This window comes from Parasutterella muris (assembly GCF_943193095.1).
In the GTDB taxonomy this organism is placed as follows: domain Bacteria; phylum Pseudomonadota; class Gammaproteobacteria; order Burkholderiales; family Burkholderiaceae_F; genus Parasutterella; species Parasutterella muris.
In genome coordinates, this window is record NZ_CALPCV010000013.1 from 13,284 (window position 1) to 31,393 (window position 18,110).

At 53.2% G+C, this 18,110-nt stretch carries 19 protein-coding genes; all 19 read right to left on the reverse strand.

Annotated elements, in window-relative coordinates; all coding sequences use genetic code 11:
* Nucleotides 1-6 precede the first annotated feature (6 nt).
* The 19 genes from traN to NFR90_RS06285 all read right to left on the reverse strand — a co-directional run bounded on the left by traN (nt 7) and on the right by NFR90_RS06285 (nt 18,017).
* On the reverse strand, nt 7-2,313 hold the full coding sequence (gene traN, locus NFR90_RS06195) for a conjugal transfer protein TraN (RefSeq protein WP_251451482.1): 2,307 nt from the start codon (nt 2,311-2,313) through the stop codon (nt 7-9).
* Nucleotides 2,310-3,503 carry a hypothetical protein gene (locus NFR90_RS06200; RefSeq protein WP_251451484.1) on the reverse strand — a complete coding sequence of 398 codons (1,194 nt, stop codon included), beginning with the start codon at nt 3,501-3,503 and terminating at the stop codon, nt 2,310-2,312. The genes traN and NFR90_RS06200 overlap by 4 nt, the downstream gene beginning before the upstream one ends.
* Nucleotides 3,504-4,049 (reverse strand): TrbC family F-type conjugative pilus assembly protein, encoded by a 546-nt coding sequence (locus tag NFR90_RS06205; protein WP_160334870.1) that lies wholly within the window; start codon nt 4,047-4,049, stop codon nt 3,504-3,506.
* Nucleotides 4,050-4,062: 13 nt separating this feature from the next.
* Nucleotides 4,063-5,079, reverse strand: coding sequence for a TraU family protein (locus NFR90_RS06210; protein ID WP_160334871.1), 1,017 nt, complete (start codon nt 5,077-5,079; stop codon nt 4,063-4,065).
* A complete protein-coding gene (locus NFR90_RS06215) occupies nt 5,076-5,795 on the reverse strand; it encodes a conjugal transfer protein TraW (protein WP_251451486.1) in 720 nt (239 codons plus the stop codon). The genes NFR90_RS06210 and NFR90_RS06215 overlap by 4 nt, the downstream gene beginning before the upstream one ends.
* A gap of 11 nt (nt 5,796-5,806) precedes the next feature.
* Nucleotides 5,807-6,316 carry a S26 family signal peptidase gene (locus tag NFR90_RS06220; protein WP_251451488.1) on the reverse strand — a complete coding sequence of 170 codons (510 nt, stop codon included), beginning with the start codon at nt 6,314-6,316 and terminating at the stop codon, nt 5,807-5,809.
* Complete coding sequence (locus NFR90_RS06225; protein WP_251451490.1) at nt 6,313-6,726, reverse strand: TrbI F-type domain-containing protein; 414 nt, start codon at nt 6,724-6,726, stop codon at nt 6,313-6,315. The genes NFR90_RS06220 and NFR90_RS06225 overlap by 4 nt, the downstream gene beginning before the upstream one ends.
* A gap of 11 nt (nt 6,727-6,737) precedes the next feature.
* On the reverse strand, nt 6,738-9,464 hold the full coding sequence (traC, locus tag NFR90_RS06230) for a type IV secretion system protein TraC (RefSeq protein ID WP_251451492.1): 2,727 nt from the start codon (nt 9,462-9,464) through the stop codon (nt 6,738-6,740).
* A 27-nt stretch (nt 9,465-9,491) separates the two neighbouring features.
* Nucleotides 9,492-10,016: a TraV family lipoprotein gene (locus NFR90_RS06235; protein WP_251451494.1), complete on the reverse strand. Its 525-nt coding sequence runs from the start codon at nt 10,014-10,016 to the stop codon at nt 9,492-9,494.
* A 5-nt stretch (nt 10,017-10,021) separates the two neighbouring features.
* Entirely contained in the window at nt 10,022-10,849 is an 828-nt protein-coding gene (locus tag NFR90_RS06240) for a DsbC family protein (protein WP_251451496.1), read from the reverse strand.
* Nucleotides 10,850-10,865: 16 nt separating this feature from the next.
* On the reverse strand, nt 10,866-12,086 hold the full coding sequence (locus tag NFR90_RS06245; RefSeq protein ID WP_251451498.1) for a TraB/VirB10 family protein: 1,221 nt from the start codon (nt 12,084-12,086) through the stop codon (nt 10,866-10,868).
* A complete protein-coding gene (locus NFR90_RS06250) occupies nt 12,083-12,784 on the reverse strand; it encodes a TraK domain-containing protein (RefSeq protein ID WP_251451500.1) in 702 nt (233 codons plus the stop codon). The genes NFR90_RS06245 and NFR90_RS06250 overlap by 4 nt, the downstream gene beginning before the upstream one ends.
* Nucleotides 12,781-13,386, reverse strand: a complete 606-nt coding sequence (gene traE / locus NFR90_RS06255; protein ID WP_251451502.1) for a type IV conjugative transfer system protein TraE — start codon at nt 13,384-13,386, stop codon at nt 12,781-12,783. The genes NFR90_RS06250 and traE overlap by 4 nt, the downstream gene beginning before the upstream one ends.
* A 7-nt stretch (nt 13,387-13,393) precedes the next feature.
* Nucleotides 13,394-13,681, reverse strand: a complete 288-nt coding sequence (traL, locus tag NFR90_RS06260) for a type IV conjugative transfer system protein TraL (protein WP_160334879.1) — start codon at nt 13,679-13,681, stop codon at nt 13,394-13,396.
* A gap of 54 nt (nt 13,682-13,735) precedes the next feature.
* The gene (gene traA, locus NFR90_RS06265) at nt 13,736-14,059 is read right to left on the reverse strand and encodes a TraA family conjugative transfer protein (protein WP_251451504.1); all 324 of its coding nucleotides are present in this window, start codon (nt 14,057-14,059) and stop codon (nt 13,736-13,738) included.
* A gap of 111 nt (nt 14,060-14,170) precedes the next feature.
* Complete coding sequence (locus NFR90_RS06270) at nt 14,171-14,647, reverse strand: lytic transglycosylase domain-containing protein (RefSeq protein WP_251451506.1); 477 nt, start codon at nt 14,645-14,647, stop codon at nt 14,171-14,173.
* On the reverse strand, nt 14,647-15,270 hold the full coding sequence (locus NFR90_RS06275; RefSeq protein WP_251451508.1) for an IncC plasmid conjugative DNA transfer DtrJ family protein: 624 nt from the start codon (nt 15,268-15,270) through the stop codon (nt 14,647-14,649). The genes NFR90_RS06270 and NFR90_RS06275 overlap by 1 nt, the downstream gene beginning before the upstream one ends.
* A 12-nt stretch (nt 15,271-15,282) precedes the next feature.
* The gene (traD, locus tag NFR90_RS06280; RefSeq protein ID WP_251451510.1) at nt 15,283-17,154 is read right to left on the reverse strand and encodes a conjugative transfer system coupling protein TraD; all 1,872 of its coding nucleotides are present in this window, start codon (nt 17,152-17,154) and stop codon (nt 15,283-15,285) included.
* Complete coding sequence (locus tag NFR90_RS06285; protein WP_251451512.1) at nt 17,151-18,017, reverse strand: hypothetical protein; 867 nt, start codon at nt 18,015-18,017, stop codon at nt 17,151-17,153. The genes traD and NFR90_RS06285 overlap by 4 nt, the downstream gene beginning before the upstream one ends.
* Between the last annotated feature and the right edge of the window lie 93 nt (nt 18,018-18,110).

Genomic DNA, 18,110 nt, shown 5'->3' on the forward strand with positions numbered 1-18,110 from the left:
ATAGGGTTAGGGTTTAGGCTGTTTGAGATTTCGCTTCTTAGCGGGCAGCTGCGGCTTACCGGTGAAATTCGGATCCACCACGGCGGACGTCCCGACAGAGGGAGAAACATATGCGCCGAGGTCTTTACTGATGAGGTTATCGAGATGCGTTTCTCCGCGATCCTTTGCCGCAGCGTCATCAAGACCGTTCTTAGTGACGATCAGCGCCTCAAATTCGGAGAGATCCATTTTGTCGAAATCCAGTGACTCGAGTTCCTCCATCGTGAATCCGGTGCACACCGGATCTTTGGCCGAGCCCCATGATTTTCCGAGCTGGATTCTTCCTTGCTCCTGCAGGATTCGTGCGAGCGGCGAGTTGTAGCAGCAATAGCTTTCGCTGCGTTCAATACAGCCGAACTTTTCTCCTTTGGAGCAGTAGGTGCCGACGTAATGACAAAGGTTCTGACCTTTTTTCAGCATTAAGGTCTGCTCGAACTGTTCGCACTGCAGGTAATCCATTGCGATTTGGAACGCCACCGATATCGTAAACGAATAGGGGTCAAATGTGAAGTACATTGTGCCTCCCTGCAGCGTCATGCCAAAGCCGTAGAAGGAGAGCGAAGGGTTGTAGACACCGCTTGCCGCATTGCCGTAAAGGAAGTTGAGCATGCCTTCGGTTGCGGAACTTGCGGAAAGCACATCATAGACATAAGGACTGCCGACGTATTTGATCGCTTCAACCGTGGTTTCTCCGGCAAAACTCATGGCCTTGCCGAACGCGCTTGAATTGGAGGTTCCCGCTTTTACTTTGGTATCGCAGCAGGAGAAGCCGAGGACTTTTTTAGTGCACTTATCCTTCTGACCGTTAAAGAAGAGGCCGTTTTCGATATCACCGTAGACGGATGCCTGACGCACGATTTCCAGGTACGCAAGCACCTTGGAAAAGTCTGTGTCCGCAGGATCGTTTGCTCCGTCGCACAAACCGTCGAGACATTCCGCGGGTCGGCAGACTGTTTCGGTGGTGACACTGCCTTCCTTTTCTTCGCAGCGATAGGTATGTGCGGTGGTGAGGCACTTGCCGCTGTCATCAATGGCGATACAGTCGGAAGAAACCTTCACGCAGGAGGAATTCATTTCGAGTTTGTCACAGTCGCTCTGAGTGCCTGAGAGCGCGCCGCAGACGTAAGTGTGTTCATATTTCCAGCAATCCTTGTAGATTGGAACGCCGTTGACGATTTTCTCGCCGCCGGGTTCAGTGCATTCGGTTCTAAGGATCGCGCAGTTTGGATTCTCTTCGAGCGGTTTACAGGTATCGGACTGAGAAATGCTGCCGATTGAGATGTTGGAATCGATGATGTCGGCTCCGGGAGCATCGATTTCCTTATCGCCCTTGCAGAAGATTTCTTTTTTGTATGCGATACAGCTCAGACCGTTCCTCTCTTCGCACACGGAGGAGCGAACTTCGCACTCGGGGAGTTTTTCTAAAACTTCGCAGCGATTGTCGGAAACGTTTTTAACGCAGTCATAGGTGTACTGGAGCTGAAGGCAGTCGCCGTCGGGGCCTTCCTTCAGACAGAGACTTTTAGGAGCGGAGCATGTCATGCCCGCAGTCGCGTGCGTGCAGGAGAGCATGTCAAATCCCGGATTCTGAGTCCCTCCGACACTCGTGATATCGTCTCCGGCGATGGGCGGCGTGTCCGCGCACTGATAAGTCTGCTGAAACTGCGTACATCCGTTGGCGCCTTCTTTTATGCAGACCGAGTCGCCCACGGGCTTACAGCCTGCGGCCTGAAGCTGCGAGCAGCTATTGGAGACGCCTTGAGCAGCGCAGGCGTACGAGTATTCTTTTTTCCAGCATTCTTTGTAGACCGCGACGCCGTTAATGAACCTTGTGCCGGGACCTTCCACGCATTCTTCTTTAGCGATAAAACACTGAGGGTTATCTAAAAAATTAGCGCAGGAGGAAGTATCGCTTCCGCTGTTGACGGTGTGGGAGTAGTCGATGAGGACTGCGCCTTCGATATTGTCGGCGGGAGCCGAGCAGCGGTATGTGGAAAGCGTCCCGAGGCACTCGCCGTTTAGACCGAAGGAGGTGCATACGTCGGACTCTTTGGCGCATTGCTTTAAGGAGGAGAGTCCCTTGCAGTAGTCAATAGTTTCGTTTTCCGAGCAGCGCATTTCGGTTTGGTAGTTCCAGCACTCACGAAAAACCTCGACCCCGTTGATAAATTTAGAGCCGGGACCGTCGACGCAGATGCGCTTTCCTTCCTCGCAGACCGCAAAGGCGCTATGGCTGAAGGTAAGGATAATTAAAGACAGGAGTATTTTGCTCATGGGGCGGCCTTGATCTCGGTACCGTCGTCAGCAATGCAGGTTTTTTGCCACTGTTCGACGAGGTGCTCAGTGGACGCCTTTTGGAAAAAGAAGTTTTGCGAAATAGAGCCGGAATAGTCCCATTTGCCCGGGTGGATAAATATTTCCATTTTGATCTCAGTGCTGCAGTTGGTTCCCGAGCATCGGGTTTTACCGCTCCAGCGCCCCTTGCAGTTGGAGAACTCGCGCTCGACAACAAAATCTTCAGCTTCTACGCTGAAAGTGAAGTTAGGGGAATTTTTTACATTGGTTTCGATCTGAAGCAGCGGTGTTTTAGCAGTGGAGCACTGATATTTGAGCGCGATCATGTCTCCGCCCGAACAGTCGTCCTGACCCAGGTATGAGGAGGTTTCGGACTGCGCGATGTGCATGGAACCCGGCTCACAGCCTTCAAATCCGTCGATGCGAAGCACTTCGTTGCAGCGGTAGGGCTTCTGCTGGAAATTCTTAGATTCGCACTGATAGGTATAGCGGCTGTCGATATTGACGACTTCGCCCGCGCTGCAGGTTTGGAGCGGCGCATGTCGGCAGTTGTACTGCTGAGTGGAGGATACGTAATCGGCAAGGCAGGAGACCTGAAGTTTCTGAGCAGTGCGGCTGACGCACTCAAATAATGTGGATACATCGAGTTTTTCTGCCCAGCCCTTAAAGCAGGCTTCAGTGGAGGCGTTGACGCTTTCTTCGCAGACCGCAAAATCGGTCTGCGGGGGCTGCGTTGTCGTGATGGTCTCGCAGACCATTTGGCCGTTGGAGGGCAGCTCCGGCAGTTTGTTCAGCAGCTGATCCCGATCAGCGAGCATGCCCTCAAAATCGGACTCCGGCCATCCGGGTCTTGCGTGCGTGTCGTAAATCACCTGGACCGCTCGACAGTCCATACTCGTCTTAGAGAGACATCCATCGGCTTTTTGTGAGCCGGGGTTGAGAAGTGAGCCTTGTCCTTTTTCGAACAGCGCAGTGAGATCCGAGACGTCGGAACCAAATTCCGGAACGACTTGGGATGCGCCGCCCTCCGATATATAGTCCTTGAGGTTCAGTTTGGCGGCTTCTTCCTTTGCGGCCTGCATAGCGGAATCCTTATCCGCGGCGAGGCAGACCGATAAAACCGCCGCGCTGAGCGAGAAGAAGGCGATGATGAGAGGCAGAAGTCGCATTTAGTTTCTGTCTCCGAGTTTGGCGCGCAGCGCTCGAGCTTTTTCTCCGAAGACATCCTGTCGATCGGAGAGCTGATCCAGCGCATAGCCGAGCGTGACATCGCCTGGTACGGCAACTGCGCGCGGAGCGGTTCCGCAGGCTGAATCAGTTTCTTCTTTTATCAGCAGTACCGGAACCTCTTTAATGCCGAACTCGGTAAATAATTCCGGATGAAGTTCGATCGGAGCGCCCGCCTCGATGAGCGGCGCAAACGCTTTCAGAGAATTAGGATTCAGAAGCGGCGCCTTGGGGTTCTCGTCGTCAGAGGGCACGCCCGCAAAGGCCATCGGTACACCCGCGTCGCGGCAGTCGCGCGCGAGTCTTTCCAACGAGGCTTTGGGCATTGACAGGGAGACGAGCATATAGGCAGATACTTGAGTCTCTTTGGCCGGTGCGGGGTTTTGGGCAAACTGTGAGGCGGACTGCAGCACGTCATCAATCGTGAGGTTTGAAGCAAAGGCAGCAGAAGCGGCTGAGAGCAGGAGCGTAAATAAAATCGAGCGCATAGCAAATCGAGAATTAAGACGGAGTGACACCGCTGCCCTGACAGCAGTCGCGTTTGCGGAAAATCAGATATGCGGCGTCTTCGCCGCCCGAGGCCCATGTTTTACCGGAGTACCACAGCGCGCTTGAGGCGCCCATCGGGTAGCAGCAGCGGCCGTCCTGTTTACCGGTTGTGCGTGCGGGATACATCATCTGAGTGCGGTAGACGCGCTTATCCATGATCGGTTCAAGATACGGGCCGCACTGGCCCTTTTCTCCGTAGGCCGCCCATTGAAGTCCCTGACGGTGCAGTTTCATGGTAAAGCGCGCGACCAGTAAAGAAGAGGCCTGAGGAAAATGCACATGCGCGCCGACCCAGCCCGTGAGCGGGAAAATTCCGCCGTGGCAGCCCGCGCACCAGTACAGTTCGGAAATCGGCAGGCCCGCGGTCGCTGCGGCGCAGTCCGCTGCGCATGCGGCAGCGGCCGCAGGATTCGCAAAGAGGCTCGCGTCGGGATTTAAAAAGAAGGTGGTAACCGGATCATCCCAAAGTGGATCCAGTTCCGTCATATAGGCTAAGTCCCATGCCGACTGCTCCAGGCAGTTTGAATCCAGCAGAGCTTCAAGCACAAAGAGCCAGGGCGTGAAGTACCAATGGACCTGATAGAAGGAGGATCGCTGAGAGGAAGCGGATTTATTAGGCGTGCGGCCGTGCGCGGGCGCCCGTAACCCGACATTGAGATCCAAGCCGCCTAGCGAAGGAAAGCAGTACGGAGTACGAACCACTTCCGCGGTTCTGAGCGGCTCCCAAAACGACATATTAAGGCCTACAGTGATATTGGCGCCGGAAACACACATGCAGAGCGCGTTCGCGTCGGTTTCAGGATCTTTGTTGGCACCCGATGAGAGCGTAATGCTGCCGAGTTTGATCGGGAACATGCAGCTCCAGCAGACATCGGTGAGCGGATTGATCACTTTGCCTCGGCAGCCGGAGGCCTGAGCGCTTGAGAGGGCGCACAGACTGAACATGACAATTAAAAGAAGACGTTTCATGAGCGAAGATACGGTAAAACTAACTCGGGTTCATCGGCCGGGAATTCGGCGCACTGAGGGCCGGTTTCTCCGTTAAACAAAAGCGCGGGCACCTGTCGGATGCCGAAGGATCGGACAAGGGAAGAGCCCTGATCAAAAAATATGCGTCGATTTAAACGATCCGATGCTTCGGAAATCGAGCCTGACGTTAAAACGACACGCACATCCGGAAGTTTGCGGATGAGTTTTTCTGCGGCCTTGAGGCTTTGTTCGTCATCCGCATTGATAAAAAGCAGCGCGTGCGGGATCTTCGGAAGCTCGATTTGCCGAGACTCACGAAGCAGCTTCTCAGGGAGACGCTCAGGGATGGAAGGCGTCACATCCCAGACGCGCAGCGAGTCGGCTGCAGAAAGCGCGATCGCGGGCTGTGGCGTTTCTAAAGATTTTCGGATCTTGGTTTTGTTTTCCGCAAATCTTCGATTGTAAGAGCCGTCCTCTTTCATGCCGCGCACTCGGTTTTTAAAAGCCTCGAGAATGTTGGGTTCAATGACTTCGGTAAGCGGCCCCAAGGCAGGGAGCTTTTCTAATTTCGTCCGAGGTTTTGCGCAGGGTTTTGCGGCCTCAGGTTTTGGCATCTGAAACGAGGGTTCCGACTCCGCGTTTGCGGCCGACAGCGTGGTGAAGAGCGCGACAGCGCCGATAAGCGCGAGAGACGCGGCGATTTGAGAGGGTTTCATTGCGAGGACTCTTAAAAAAGCGGATGGGCTTTGCCGCTGAATCGGCACCGATCGATCAGCCCGAACTTTGCGTAACGGCTGTCATAGGAATCCGGGTGTGTGCCGCGCATAAAGTAGTGATCGGGCGGGATCACGCCGGAGGTGATCACATCCAGCGGATCGCCGCGCTTGGAGTGCGTTTTGGCAAGCGCGATTTTTTTGCCGTCGCAAAAGATTTCGCGATTGATCTCCTCAATCCGCTGCCCTGGGCCGCAGGCGATCTCCTTTACAAAGGTGAGTTCGAAACCGTCTACGGAATCGGGCTTGGGGTTAAAGGCGGTATAGTCGCCGACCGAGAGGTTTCTCTCGCCGCGTTCAATTAAAAAGAGCGTGAACGGCAGGGACTCGGTACGATTTACGGCGGGATGATAAAAGTGCGTAAAGAGGCTGATTAAAAGAAAACTCAAAAGCCATATCCAGCCGCGTTTCTCGATATGCGTCCTGAGGCGCCGCGCAAAGACTCTCGGATGAGTTTTAATCATGACGCACCTCGGACACGCTCAGAAATCCTGCGCAGATCTTTTTGCTTTTGAGCGCGGGATAAATTCAAGCGCGCTAAGAGTTCGTCCGTGTAATCGGGCAATGTGTGCGGCGCGATGACCGCTGACGAGACAAGAAGCGTGCAGCCGCAGTCCTTCTGCATCGCTTTGAGTTCGTTCTGCAGATTGAGCGCAAAGCGCTTGGCTTCGAGCATCAGTTCTTCGTCTCTAAGGCCGCCTGCGGCAAGCGCGGCTTCGTTGGCTTCAACTACTTCATTGAGGTTTAGGACAGCAAGTTTGCCTTTAGAGCTGAATTTGGAGAAGTGCTCAAGGGCGGTCGGTGCGGCTAAAACGGCGGTCGCGGTTAACGCTGCGCAGAGTACGGAGGACAAAATAATATGAACGGGTTTCATTCTTTGGAGTATCAAGGATTAGGGGTGGCGGCTTTCAGGCTTCTTTCCTGAAGAAGCGCGTGAATCGCGTCGTGAGTAGAAAGCCCTTTGGACCGGAATTTCTGAATGTCGGAAATATCGTTCGGATGGGAGCTCGTGAGAAGCAGCGTGTACGGGTCCAAAATCAGACGATTAACAGAGGGCGGGGCGTCTCCGATGCGGACATATACCTCGGAGTAGGCGCCGGCAAGTGAAGTGAGCGATCCGAGGATTTTGTATTCAGATTCATCCATACCGAGCTGATTGTCTTTTTCCGCTTCGGCGAGCGCGGAATCCTTGAGTCTCAAGATGAAAATACAGTCGGCATTATCGAGTGCGGCTTTTGCGGTATCGCTTTTCCAGTAGTCGCCCGGTTTCTGCGTCGCGGTAAAAAATGCTCCGTTTTGTTTACGCGCCCGTCGATAGCCCGTCTCGATAAATTTGCCGGAGTGTCCGCCCGCCATTAAATCCCAGGCCTCATCGATGATGACGAGTTTGGGCTGAGAGCGCTCGCCTCTGCGCATCTCCAAATCAATTTTGTACATCAGAAGAAGCAGCACTACGGACTGCAGCGACTTTCGGGTACTGAGCTGCTGAAGTTCGAGCACGATAAAGCTGTTGTCGAAATTTATGTTTGCTTCGCCCTCAAAAAATGACGCGAAGGGTCCCCCTTTGGCGTACGGCAGCAGCTGCACACCCAGGTCCACCAATCTCGGATCGTCATAGCGCTTTTGTTCATCCGCGCTGAGACTGTCATAGACGCGCGCCCATTCGTGATCTCCGACTCTCGGGTTGGTTCCGCCGAGTCTGCCGTTGCGAAGCAGCGATTCGGCAAGATCGGTAATCGTCGCGGTACGGCCTTCTTCCAGGGATCTCTCGTATACGCTTCTAAAATGCACCTGCAGATGAGAAAGCCGTAAATCGTCCAGAGGCTGAGAGGGAGAGGCCATCTGCGCCAGGAGCGGCAGCATCAGATCCATATCCTCGTCGATATTGGTGATCATCGAGAAAGGATTAAGACAATCATAGGTGCCGTCCTCTTTGGCCTGCGGCGAGAGTTCGATGAACTGACCGTTCAGGACGCTGCATAGCTTCGCGTAGCTGCCGCCGATATCGATGATGTAGACGCGGGATCCGCAGGCGAGCGAGCCAATCGCCAGACTATTAAGCAGAACGGATTTGCCGGAACCGGAGTTGCCGATCACGACACCGTTATAGTTGCCGTTCGGGTTGGCGTAGGGGTCGATTAAAACGAGTTGGCCTCTTCGGGATAGGAACGAGAGGATCGGCGTAGGTTCGGTTTTACCGGCGCGAGGTCCGGTTCCTTTCCAATCTGCGAGCACGGGCAGTGTGTTGGCGGCGTTAGCGACGGTTTTAGTGGAGGAGCGCTGAGCGAGTTTGACGTCAAAGGCGAGCAGTGGGCCGCCCGAGAGCGGAAGGGACGTGATCAGTCCCTGCAGGTGCATGTAATCGTCCACGCACAGATCAATGCCGAGCGTTTTAAAGACGGATTTGGCGCTCTCGACTGCGTTGGCGCGTTCGCTAGCTTTGGCAAACACAAAGACCTCATGGCTTAACTGCAGCAGTCCTTCGCCGCTTTCGTAGGCAGCCATCGCACCTCGCCAATCCCTGGCTTCATCCTGAAGCGAGGGGATCATGCGGGCGATTTCGGTTGCGGCCATCTGTTCGGCTCGTGCGCTTTTAAGGCGTGCGGCCGCTTTTCCCTTATCGTAAGAGCCTTTGCTGAGATAAGTGGTGATCAGAAACGGGGCGGAAAACGCGGCGGAACTTCCTTTAACGCAGCCTGCGGCATGCATCATCGAGGCAAGCGTGATGTGCTCCGGATATCCGACCGGAGAAAAGCTGATGCCGAGCACCTCATCCTCGATATGCTTTGAATGAAAGCGCACGCCGTCCTCGGTCACGTCAATGCGGGTGTCGCGCGAGACACACTGCATGCGGGGTTCACGCGCGGGATCGGGTTCCGTCGGCGACCATTCACCCGAGCGCATGCGCTGAGGATTAAGAATCTGTGAGACCGTATTGATGAGCGCGCGTTTATTCCATACCCACGGAGAAAAGTGCCATTGTGAGAGCGCGGACATATGTGAAGCTCGAATAGTTTTAGCGCGTTCGCGTTCGGTTTCGTCAAAGGGGCGCTTCGTGGGGATCACGACCGACATCCAGCAGCGCATATTGCGCGCTCGGATTTTAAGATTCTTGTGCGGCGCGTGGTGCGCTCCTTGATTTAAGAAATCCGCCCGCGCGTGCGCCATGCTGAGCATGATGGATTTCTGCTCGTACCTAAGCGGTGAATCTTCCGCGCTTGGCTCAACTGCCGCTCTGCGGATGTATTCGGTGAGCGGCTCGATATAGGGCGAACCAAAGAGAGATACCTGAACACCGGTGCCTTCCTCCAGAACGGAACCAAACATTTCTTCCAGGCTTTTAGCCATCATGTCGTTCGCGCCTGTCTGAGGATGGATTTCTATGACGTAGCCGATTCCTTCAAAACTTCCGTCCGGCGCGCAGACCGCGCACAGACCGTCAGAGTCGTCAAAGTGCGCATAAGGGAGCTCCTGCGCGAATCGGTCAATGAGCAGGACAGATGTGTGTCGGCAGCGCCCAATGGTGTCAGCTCTCGTGTAGTTGCTCTCAAAGCGCTTGACAGAAAACGCCTTGGAAAGACGTGCGCTTAAGTTTCGAAGAGGGTTGTTCATGCGTACACTCGATTAAATTGAAGACAATTAAAGAGGATGAGAAGAGGCGCTAAACCCGAGCGCGGGAAGCTGCTTGAGTTTTTCTTTTTTGATTTCTTCTTTGCTCGGTTCCTTCTCTGAGGAAAGCGGGTAGACGGGTTTAGATACACGAGAAGAAGCGGCAAGCGACTGCACGCTTTGAGAATCCCAGCCGCCGTTATTGAGACGGACATAGAGATAGCGCTGATCGTGCAGGTCGCCATCTTTATCAGTAAAGGGTGCGAGCCAGACGCGAAGCACCGTCTCGGGCGTGCGCCACGGCTTAGCGGGAATAATCGTGACAAAGTCCTTTCGCTCTCCGACCGAGTCCTGAGCCGCAGCGGAAAGTTCCGCGGGGAGCGGCTGAGAGGAGGAATTATTCTCCGCATACACTTGAGAGATATTGCGGCAGCTCGGCCCTCCGGAAAGATCTGCGCATCCGAAATCCGTCTTCGCGTTGGAAAACCCGGTAATCGATCCGCAGCCTGTGAGCGCGGCAGAAGAGAGCATTAAAAGAATGAGTTTGAGTTTCATGATGATCAGCTCTTCTGCGCGTCAACAAAGTTCTGAAGCTTCTCTAAGGGAAGCGCGCCTGAGATTCGGTCGCCCGCTTCATTGATCAGAGTGGGCGTGCCGCCGATGCCGTGTTCAGCGGCTAAACGAATCACGTCGCTCACCACGGAAGAACATAAGGGATTATTAGCGAGCGCTTTAATATCGTCACCTTTAAGCGCTTTGGAAAGTTCCGCGGAAGAGTCTTTTGCGCACCAGACGGCATCCGACTTTGCTCTGGCCTTCGGATGAATCGATTCCAGAGGGAAAAGGAACGTATACACCGTCGTGTCTTTAAGATCTTTAAGCGTCTGCGCTAGTTTGCGCGAATACGGACAATCCACGTCTGTGAATACCGCAAGCTTTTTACTGCCGTTTCCGTAAACGGTCTTAACCGCTTTATCAAGCGGAAGAGAATTAAAGGCGATACGCCTTAAATCCCTGACGCGCTTTTCTGTCAGATCAACGCCCTGATCCATATCCAGAAGTCTTCCGGAAAAAAGGAACCGCGCGCTCGAATCAAAGTAGATAACTTCTTTGCCGACCGAAGCTTCAAAGATGCCTTTGACGGGCGTTAAAGAAAAAAGTTTGACCTGAGTTTTAGGGTAGCGCTCCTGAAAGTTTTCTACCGCTTGTTTCAGTTCTGTCGAAAGGTCGCTGTACTTGACCGCTTGAACTTTAGCCGTGCTAGTGCGCTCAGAGGCGGTCTTAGCGACCGTGGCGGGATTGCCGCAGGAGGCGCCGCCCGCAAAAGCAAAAGTGCCGAATGCGCCTAGGGCGGAGACCAGAAAAATAGAAAATTTTGATTTAATCATACTTATTCAAATGAAATTATTTATCATCGATGCGTTCGATAGAAAGGCCGTTGGAAATCACGATTTCCACCTTGCGGCCGGAGTCCACCTCTAAGACCGGGAACATGTCGCTCGCGAGTTTGAGGTAGTAGTCGGTGATACGGTCCATTGCGTGCGAAGCGCCTTCCCCGACACCCGCCCGCCAGGGGTTAGTGACAGTGGTGGAGATCGTGCCGGTAATCGACGTGGTGGAGTTTTCGCTGGCGAGAGACACGGCTTTGCCAAGACCCGCGAGCGTGCCGGTAAAGAGCGCGTTGGCGATCGCCTGGCCGCTCTTTGTCACCAAACGGGCCCTAAGCCCGGTCTTGCCGTCTTCGCCCGAAACGTATCCCTGAACCTTCTTATCCACGGCGCCGCCGTTCTCATCAATACAGGAAAGCCTATCGAGCCGAACCAGTACGCGTTCACTTGCCAATTCTCCCGTAGCATTAGCAGTCACGAAGCAGCGTTTGATGCCGGCCTTATAGAGGTTCGGCATCACCGCGGAATCGGTGAGTTCCAGCAGGATCGGTACCGGGTTCCCGGATCCCTGACCTCGCGTGGGCGCGGTCGCGCCGTTTAGAAGTCTTGCCTGCGCAAAAGTGCCGCTCGGAAGATACATCAGGGGTTTTGAGCGGGCGTCCTTTTCGCTTTTACCAATAACCGCGGAGTCCTTTAAATTCGCTCCCTCAAAACTGACGACCGTTAAACGAGGCGCCTTCTCAGAAGGGTTAGCGTTGCCCTGCGCAATGTAGCGCCGGGACGCGGCAGAACCAGCTGCGCCGCTTTCAAAGCCTTTCCTGACGGGACTATTAGAGGAAGGTATCTTGCCAATCACGTCCGCGGGCGGCCAGCCGTCCTTGGATTCGTGAGTGATCGGCGTCTTAGCTCCGGATTTAGATCCGCGCTCTAAGGCGGCAAGACGCTCTTCTAGGCGTCGCTTGTCTTTTTCAAGCTGCGCTTCACGATTTTTAGCGTCACGGCTTTCTTTTTCCAAGCGCATCAGACGCTCGTTATAGACGGCCTGATGCCGCTCGTATTCGTTCTGGCTCGGTGCCATAGAAATCTGAGTGGACGTGGTTTTGCCTTTAGGCTGTTTTTCATCCTTTTTCTCAGTACAGGAAGTCACGCCGTAGATGACCGCGCCTGCGAGGAGAATCGCGATCACAATGGTTTTGTACTGCTTGAACTTTTCTGTTTTTTCTGAGAAGCTGCTCATGGCGCATCCTCTCTGATAATCCACAGATCCGCTGAAGCCTTGGGTTTAAGAGACGTGGCTTCGGTCGCGACCGCGACAACGCCGCGGCGGTAAAAATCAGCTTCCCTGATTTGCAGCGTTTCCTTCGTCTGATTCATTAAGTGGTAGCGCTCGAGTCTTAAACTGAGGAGACGCCAGGCGGCTATCGGATTTCCGATCAGGTAGCCGTCCGTGATCGTGCCTTTAAGGACTTCCGCATGCTCATGAGAGAGCGACGGAATCGCTCTCAGGATTCTTTGAACACGCTCTTCATAAGGAAGAGCGCTCTGATCATTAGAAGAAAGTTGAGAACGGGGATTCGGCAGCTTGGTGTCCTTCAGCGCGATTGTCTGAGCGATCAGCCGTTCTTTAGGAGAAATCGTTACGGCATGCGTTTCTCCGCTTTCGCTAATGATAAAAATCGAAGACTGCTCTTTAGTGAGCGGAATAAAGTAGAGGGATCCGGTGGATTTATCCGGGTCAAGCTGGATGCTCTGGGTATCAGCGACCGCTTTAGCGATCCTGCCGTTCTCAATGTAGATACGGTTGGGCTGCTTGAAAGCGGCTGGCGCCAAAACGGAAGCGTCGGTTTGAGCCTGAGTTTGAACTTTGGGCATTTCTTTAGCTTCAGCGCAAAGCGCTGCCCCTAAGAGCATTAAGACGACTGCGGCTAGCTTCATGAGATTTCTCCCTTTCGGTCTTCAGAAAGCGGCTCAAAGGGTTTTCTACAGTCGGACTCACGGATGGTGTTGATCCAGAGGCGGGACCCGAGATATGAGAACTGAACCGTCCAGCACTTTCGCATGCTGGAGGTTTTACTGTTGCCGATAAACTGACGAATGGAACCCGTGACCGCGGCCTGCAGTTTTGCGGGCCGCACTTCCACGGACTCAGGCATAAAGTGCACCGAGGCGTTGCTCGCCTTTAAGCGGCGGCCTTGGCTCACGAGCTGAAGCTCGGTTTCTCCTCTGTCCTCCGGCGCAACGTAAGAAAGAAGCTTCTTGACGTTGTAGTCGAACGTTTCAGGAGAATTATTGAGCGCCAGCTGCAGTGCAAAGATGCTCATCTGCTCGAGATAATCAGCTGAGACGGTTTTATTGTCGAGCCAAAAGGATTTGGTGGTCTCTGCGGGAAGCACAATGATTCTTTCCTGACGCTCAATGCTCGCGATGCCTGTGGCCAGTACGACGTTAGTCACCAAGGAGGCTGCGAACGCGTACACCACAGAAGTGCGCAGCGCCAGTCGGGAAGAGACTTCGGAGACGTATTCCTGGACATTCATTTGAGAATTAACCTATAAATCGACGCCTGCTGGAGGGCGGCGTGCGCTTAAATGTTTTGAACGGCGTGTGCCAGTACAGACAATGCAGTCCGTATCTGGGGTGTCGTCCGGCCTTTAAACGGACGTAAGCCCACATGCAGACGACGGAAGCGAGCGCGCCGATCAATAATGAGTTGACGATGATTCCGATACCGAAACCGGCGGCAGCGGCCGCCACCTGATCGAAATCCCACAAAAGGAACTTGGCGGGCGCGTCAAGTTTTCTGGGTACAAAGGATGGATCGTAACGGGACATGACGGATATACCTTTTCTTGGGTTCGGCTAAAGGACCGAACCCAAGAGTGATGGTTAGATAAGAGCCGTAAAGATGTTGTCGATGATCTGCGGTCCGATGAAAAGCGCCATGGCGGCCGCAAGACAGCCGACAGCACCCATGATGGATCCGCGAACCACGCCTACACCAAGGCCTACTAAGAGGAACATCAGCGCGATTGAACGGCCGAGCGTGCCCTGAGACCAGTTTTTAAGCATGTCGTAAAGGCTCTGAAAGTCCTGATCGGTGCCGGCAGCGAACGCGCATTCGGGAAGCGCGGCGGCAAAGACGACAAAGGTAAGAGAAAGCAGCATCGGAAACGCGGCTGCAATGACATTAGAACTCAGTTTGAATTTCATAATTGATCAAAAAAATGGGAATGAACAAAAGCAAACACAAAAAAACTCCCCGCTCCGCAGCTTTTGTTCAATAAGAAGCGGAGAGCATGACAACGAATTGGTGAAGGACGATTAAGAGGAGACTTTCCTTAACTTGTCCCGTTTGGCGTCCGATAAACTCATGAGCGCCCGATAAACTTTCCACGCATAGGTTTGGCGGGCTGAAATGCAGTCCGCCCCTTTAAGACGGGTGCACGCGGCGTTATATGCGCCGACCGCTTCCCATGGATTTTCTAAGCGCTTCATGTTGTCCGAGAGGATTTCCGCACCGATCTCGATATTGAGACAGACGTTTTCCAACAGCTCTTTCTTGGTGGTGTTAAAGCGCTTGAGCCAGGAAGAGTTGATCTGCATCAGTCCGATATCTTCGCTGGAGCTGTTTTTACCGACGGCGTTCGGGTTGCCGGAAGATTCCACCAGTGCAATGGCTCGTAAAAGATCCGCGTCCAGACCTTTAGCAAGCGCGTGCGTTTCAAAGCAGTCCCGGGCCTGTACGGAAGTACTAAGCGCTAGGGCTGAAAGGACAATTAAAAGAGGTCGAGTATTCATTATCCGAACCGATGGAAGTTGCTGACAATCACATGGATGCTTAAAAGGAACGCCGCGTAAAAGACCACAGAAACCCAGACAGGAATCGCAAACGGAATCAGCATCACAGTAAACGCGCAGGTAAGCAGTACGGGCGGAGCGCTTAATGCGGTCTGATAGAGCGTCGGGTGGTGCGAAGCGAAACTTTCGTACTTGAGACGTCTGACAACCCAAGCGTCAAACACGACGGTTAAAAGGATCGGGCAGAGCGCGGCAAACCAAATCAGCGCCAGCACCGCACGAATCATTGAGAGTTCCAGCATGGCTTTTAACGCCATAAAGTAAGGCGAAGACCAAAGACGATTAAAGAATGATTCCATCGGCGCTTCATGTGCAGCGTCTAAATCATCCGCTTCGGGAAGGTATGCGCCGCCTGTGACTTTAGAGAGGACGGAGGAGACACTGTCGCGAAGACCGGAGAGTTCAACGTCTGCCAGAGTCAGAAAGGATTCGAGCTTTTGGCGGGTGTCATCAATCTGAACTTCTGCATGACGATTAAAAGAGGTGTGGTCGGCTAAACCGGGCCTCCAGACAATCGAGCCGAGCAGCAGGATGAACAAAACAATAAAAATACGGGCAAACATAATGAAATTCGTTTAATCGGTAATGACGGGCACACGGCCTTTAAGAAGGTGACCGCCGCCCACGAAAGCGAAAAACTGTCCGTTCGGAAGTTTGCCAAGGTATTCCGACGGGATAATCTCTTCGCGCACGGCAGTACGCTTGTGAGAGGCGCCGCCCTCAAAGGAAGGAAGACCCGCGTGCGTGTCCGCATGCGTTGAGAGCGTAGTGTCGACCTGATGAATGTAGGTCTTGCCAAACGTCTCCGTCACAAAGTCCTGAGTCGGACGATCCTTGCAGCGCAGCGCGATCAGATTGTTACAGTTGCCAAGCACCATGCGCGCGGCATCCTGAGAACCTAATCGGTGGGCAAGGTCGGCAATCGTCTGCATGGCTACCGTGGTATAGATGCCGCCTTCGGCGCCTTTATTTAGAATTTCGATCAGCGGATTGTTGCAGACGTTGGACGCCTCATCCACAAAGAGCGAAATGCGAATATCCGTCTTACCGAGGTTGTAACGTTTGCCTGCCACACTGACCAAATCACCTAAGAGAATAGAACCGACGGCCGATGCAATCATATTGTCGGACAATGAATCCAAGTGACAGTACAGGCACGAGCGGGTGAGAATGATGCTCTCGAGATTCCAGATGGGACGGGAGTCTGCCGCGTCTTTGGGATCCGGAGAGAATGAGTCTCCGAGCGGCCCGCTTGTGAGCATCGCAAAGATCGGCATCAGGGAAGCCGTGATCTTGGCGTAATGCTCTTTAGAGTGATGGAAGACTTTAAGACATTCGTCTACGACCAGGGTCTGCTGCTTTTTGTCGAGCACATGCTCGTAAAAAGAGACCATTAAAAGAAGTTCTTCCTGAGATTCCGTGAGACGGCCTTCCTTAATCGGCGCCATGAAAGATCGGGCTTCTTCCCTCCAATTCTCGCTTGCAAAGTGCTCAATACGATCAAGAAGGAGATCACGCAGCAGATCATCAATACCGTGATTGATATGCTTGGAAAGAAGTTTTAAAGAGGGCTTGATCTTCAATTCAATCAAGGCGTCCGCAAATGTCTTAATGCAGGACCAGGCGAACTGAGTAAAGGCGTCAGGTTTTCCGGGTATTACCGACATAATGCGTGTTGCGATCTGGGCGCCGGTTGAGAATGTCGCTAACGGATCGAGTCGAATGCCTTTGGTTTTATCACGATTGCCCGGATGATAGTTGAGGGGCTCGCCGCGGCCGGCGGCAGTGCAGGCTCTACGGAAGGACTCGTAGACACGGGGAGAACCTTTGGGGTCAATGAAGATGACAACATCGTTTCTTAACACCGCCTGAGAAAAGAGATTGCAGAGCGCGACGCCTTTACCTGCCTGAGTGGTTCCGAGAATTAAAGTGCCGCCCTCAAAATTTTTAAGGAATCGATGAAGCTCGATTTCGTTGGGTTCAAGTCCATGGATATAGGGCATACCAATTTCTTCATTCTTCTGATACTGATCACCGCGCCCGAAAAAGCGATGCATAAAATCAGGGAGCATTAAAGAGGCGGGATTGATTCTGGAGAGTTCATGCAGTTTCTGCGTGTGTTTCGGTTCCCACACAAAACCGTATCCAAGCCAAAGATGGTCGGGCCGCATCAGCGTTTGAAGCTTAGAGCGCGGCATCAGTTCAAACCGTCTTCCTGAGAGCAGACTTCTGTCACGCAGAATAAGCCAACCCTCATGGCCGCGTTTCACCGCGAACACAATGCAGACCATATAGAGAAGCGCAGATATTTCGCGCGGCATAACATGCTGCGCGTGCAGGTATGCCATGTAGGCAGACGCGAAGAGCCAAACCGAAGCGGCGTATATCTCGTACGCAGTGCGGTAAGGCAAAGAATGCCGACGGGTTAAAGAGGATTCGTTTCTCATGATGCTGAGGGTTCGTGATAGATAATAGGAGCAGTGTGCGTCGCCGGAATAAATCCGTATGTAAAGGCTTCGCGCGGAACGTACTTATCGCGCAAATTTCTGTAGTAAACCGTGTTGTAGGTGTCTCGGCAGGCTCTCACGCGCCGAACTTTGTATGTCTTAAATTCGGGATGACTTTTAAAGTAGTCGCGCCAATAAATAAGATGCTCATTGAAATAAGCCGCTTTGAGATGAATGCGTTCTGCTTCGACTTTACGCCAGCGGTAGGAGCGCTGCATCCAGCGAAGCTCCTGAGGCGTAAATTCTCGGAACATCTGAGTACGGAGTTTCTTGTAATAGTTCTGTTCCTGACGCTCTGTAAAGTAAAGACGTTTAACAAGGGTGCGCAAAGGAAGGAGCGGCTTTGTCTGGTAAAGGCGCTCGATCGCACCGCCCTCGACCGCTCGTCGAAGCTTCTCATCAAACTCCTGATATGTCCAGCGATGGATAATGCAACGCTGCACTTCAGTATTGTTGAAATGTTTGCGGTAATGACTGCTGCAGAGACGGCGCGTTGCGCGATAGTTTTTACAGCAGGTTTCCCAGTTGTGCACGATGTGCTTTTTTACAGGGATATTCATATCGGCTCGGGGAAACCGGACGCGAGGCTTTTGGATAAGGATTTTTTTCCAAGTCATGTGTGTCCTCGCCGGTTTGAATTCTCGGCTTATGACCTGCTGAGCGCCAAGCGAAATAATGACATCCGCGTTCTTGGTGAGCAAAGCGGTTCTGGCGAGATTGTTCAGCCGACGTTTGTCCAGATCGGTAAGACAAATCAGACCGTACTCGGAGAATAAGCCTTCTTTTATAGGAGATAGGAGCATTAAAAGGATGACGATTGACGGGTTAACCCAATAGGGCGGCGGTCGCTTCTGAGCCTAAGAAAAGGCTCAGGCGGACTTTTAGAGACAATATGC

Excerpts from the sequence above, each read along its gene's own strand:
- NFR90_RS06215 (WP_251451486.1), bottom strand. The coding sequence starts at position 5,795 with ATGAAACCCTCTCAAATCGCCGCGTCTCTCGCGCTTATCGGCGCTGTC.
- NFR90_RS06235 (WP_251451494.1), bottom strand. The coding sequence starts at position 10,016 with ATGAAACTCAAACTCATTCTTTTAATGCTCTCTTCTGCCGCGCTCACA.
- NFR90_RS06220 (WP_251451488.1), bottom strand. The coding sequence starts at position 6,316 with ATGATTAAAACTCATCCGAGAGTCTTTGCGCGGCGCCTCAGGACGCAT.
- NFR90_RS06285 (WP_251451512.1), bottom strand. The coding sequence starts at position 18,017 with ATGCTCCTATCTCCTATAAAAGAAGGCTTATTCTCCGAGTACGGTCTG.
- NFR90_RS06240 (WP_251451496.1), bottom strand. The coding sequence starts at position 10,849 with ATGATTAAATCAAAATTTTCTATTTTTCTGGTCTCCGCCCTAGGCGCA.
- NFR90_RS06245 (WP_251451498.1), bottom strand. The coding sequence starts at position 12,086 with ATGAGCAGCTTCTCAGAAAAAACAGAAAAGTTCAAGCAGTACAAAACC.
- NFR90_RS06225 (WP_251451490.1), bottom strand. The coding sequence starts at position 6,726 with ATGAAACCCGTTCATATTATTTTGTCCTCCGTACTCTGCGCAGCGTTA.
- traE (WP_251451502.1), bottom strand. The coding sequence starts at position 13,386 with ATGAATGTCCAGGAATACGTCTCCGAAGTCTCTTCCCGACTGGCGCTG.
- NFR90_RS06275 (WP_251451508.1), bottom strand. The coding sequence starts at position 15,270 with ATGTTTGCCCGTATTTTTATTGTTTTGTTCATCCTGCTGCTCGGCTCG.
- traN (WP_251451482.1), bottom strand. The coding sequence starts at position 2,313 with ATGAGCAAAATACTCCTGTCTTTAATTATCCTTACCTTCAGCCATAGC.
- NFR90_RS06250 (WP_251451500.1), bottom strand. The coding sequence starts at position 12,784 with ATGAAGCTAGCCGCAGTCGTCTTAATGCTCTTAGGGGCAGCGCTTTGC.
- NFR90_RS06210 (WP_160334871.1), bottom strand. The coding sequence starts at position 5,079 with ATGAAACGTCTTCTTTTAATTGTCATGTTCAGTCTGTGCGCCCTCTCA.
- traC (WP_251451492.1), bottom strand. The coding sequence starts at position 9,464 with ATGAACAACCCTCTTCGAAACTTAAGCGCACGTCTTTCCAAGGCGTTT.
- traL (WP_160334879.1), bottom strand. The coding sequence starts at position 13,681 with ATGTCCCGTTACGATCCATCCTTTGTACCCAGAAAACTTGACGCGCCC.
- NFR90_RS06200 (WP_251451484.1), bottom strand. The coding sequence starts at position 3,503 with ATGCGACTTCTGCCTCTCATCATCGCCTTCTTCTCGCTCAGCGCGGCG.
- NFR90_RS06205 (WP_160334870.1), bottom strand. The coding sequence starts at position 4,049 with ATGCGCTCGATTTTATTTACGCTCCTGCTCTCAGCCGCTTCTGCTGCC.
- traA (WP_251451504.1), bottom strand. The coding sequence starts at position 14,059 with ATGAAATTCAAACTGAGTTCTAATGTCATTGCAGCCGCGTTTCCGATG.
- NFR90_RS06270 (WP_251451506.1), bottom strand. The coding sequence starts at position 14,647 with ATGAATACTCGACCTCTTTTAATTGTCCTTTCAGCCCTAGCGCTTAGT.
- traD (WP_251451510.1), bottom strand. The coding sequence starts at position 17,154 with ATGAGAAACGAATCCTCTTTAACCCGTCGGCATTCTTTGCCTTACCGC.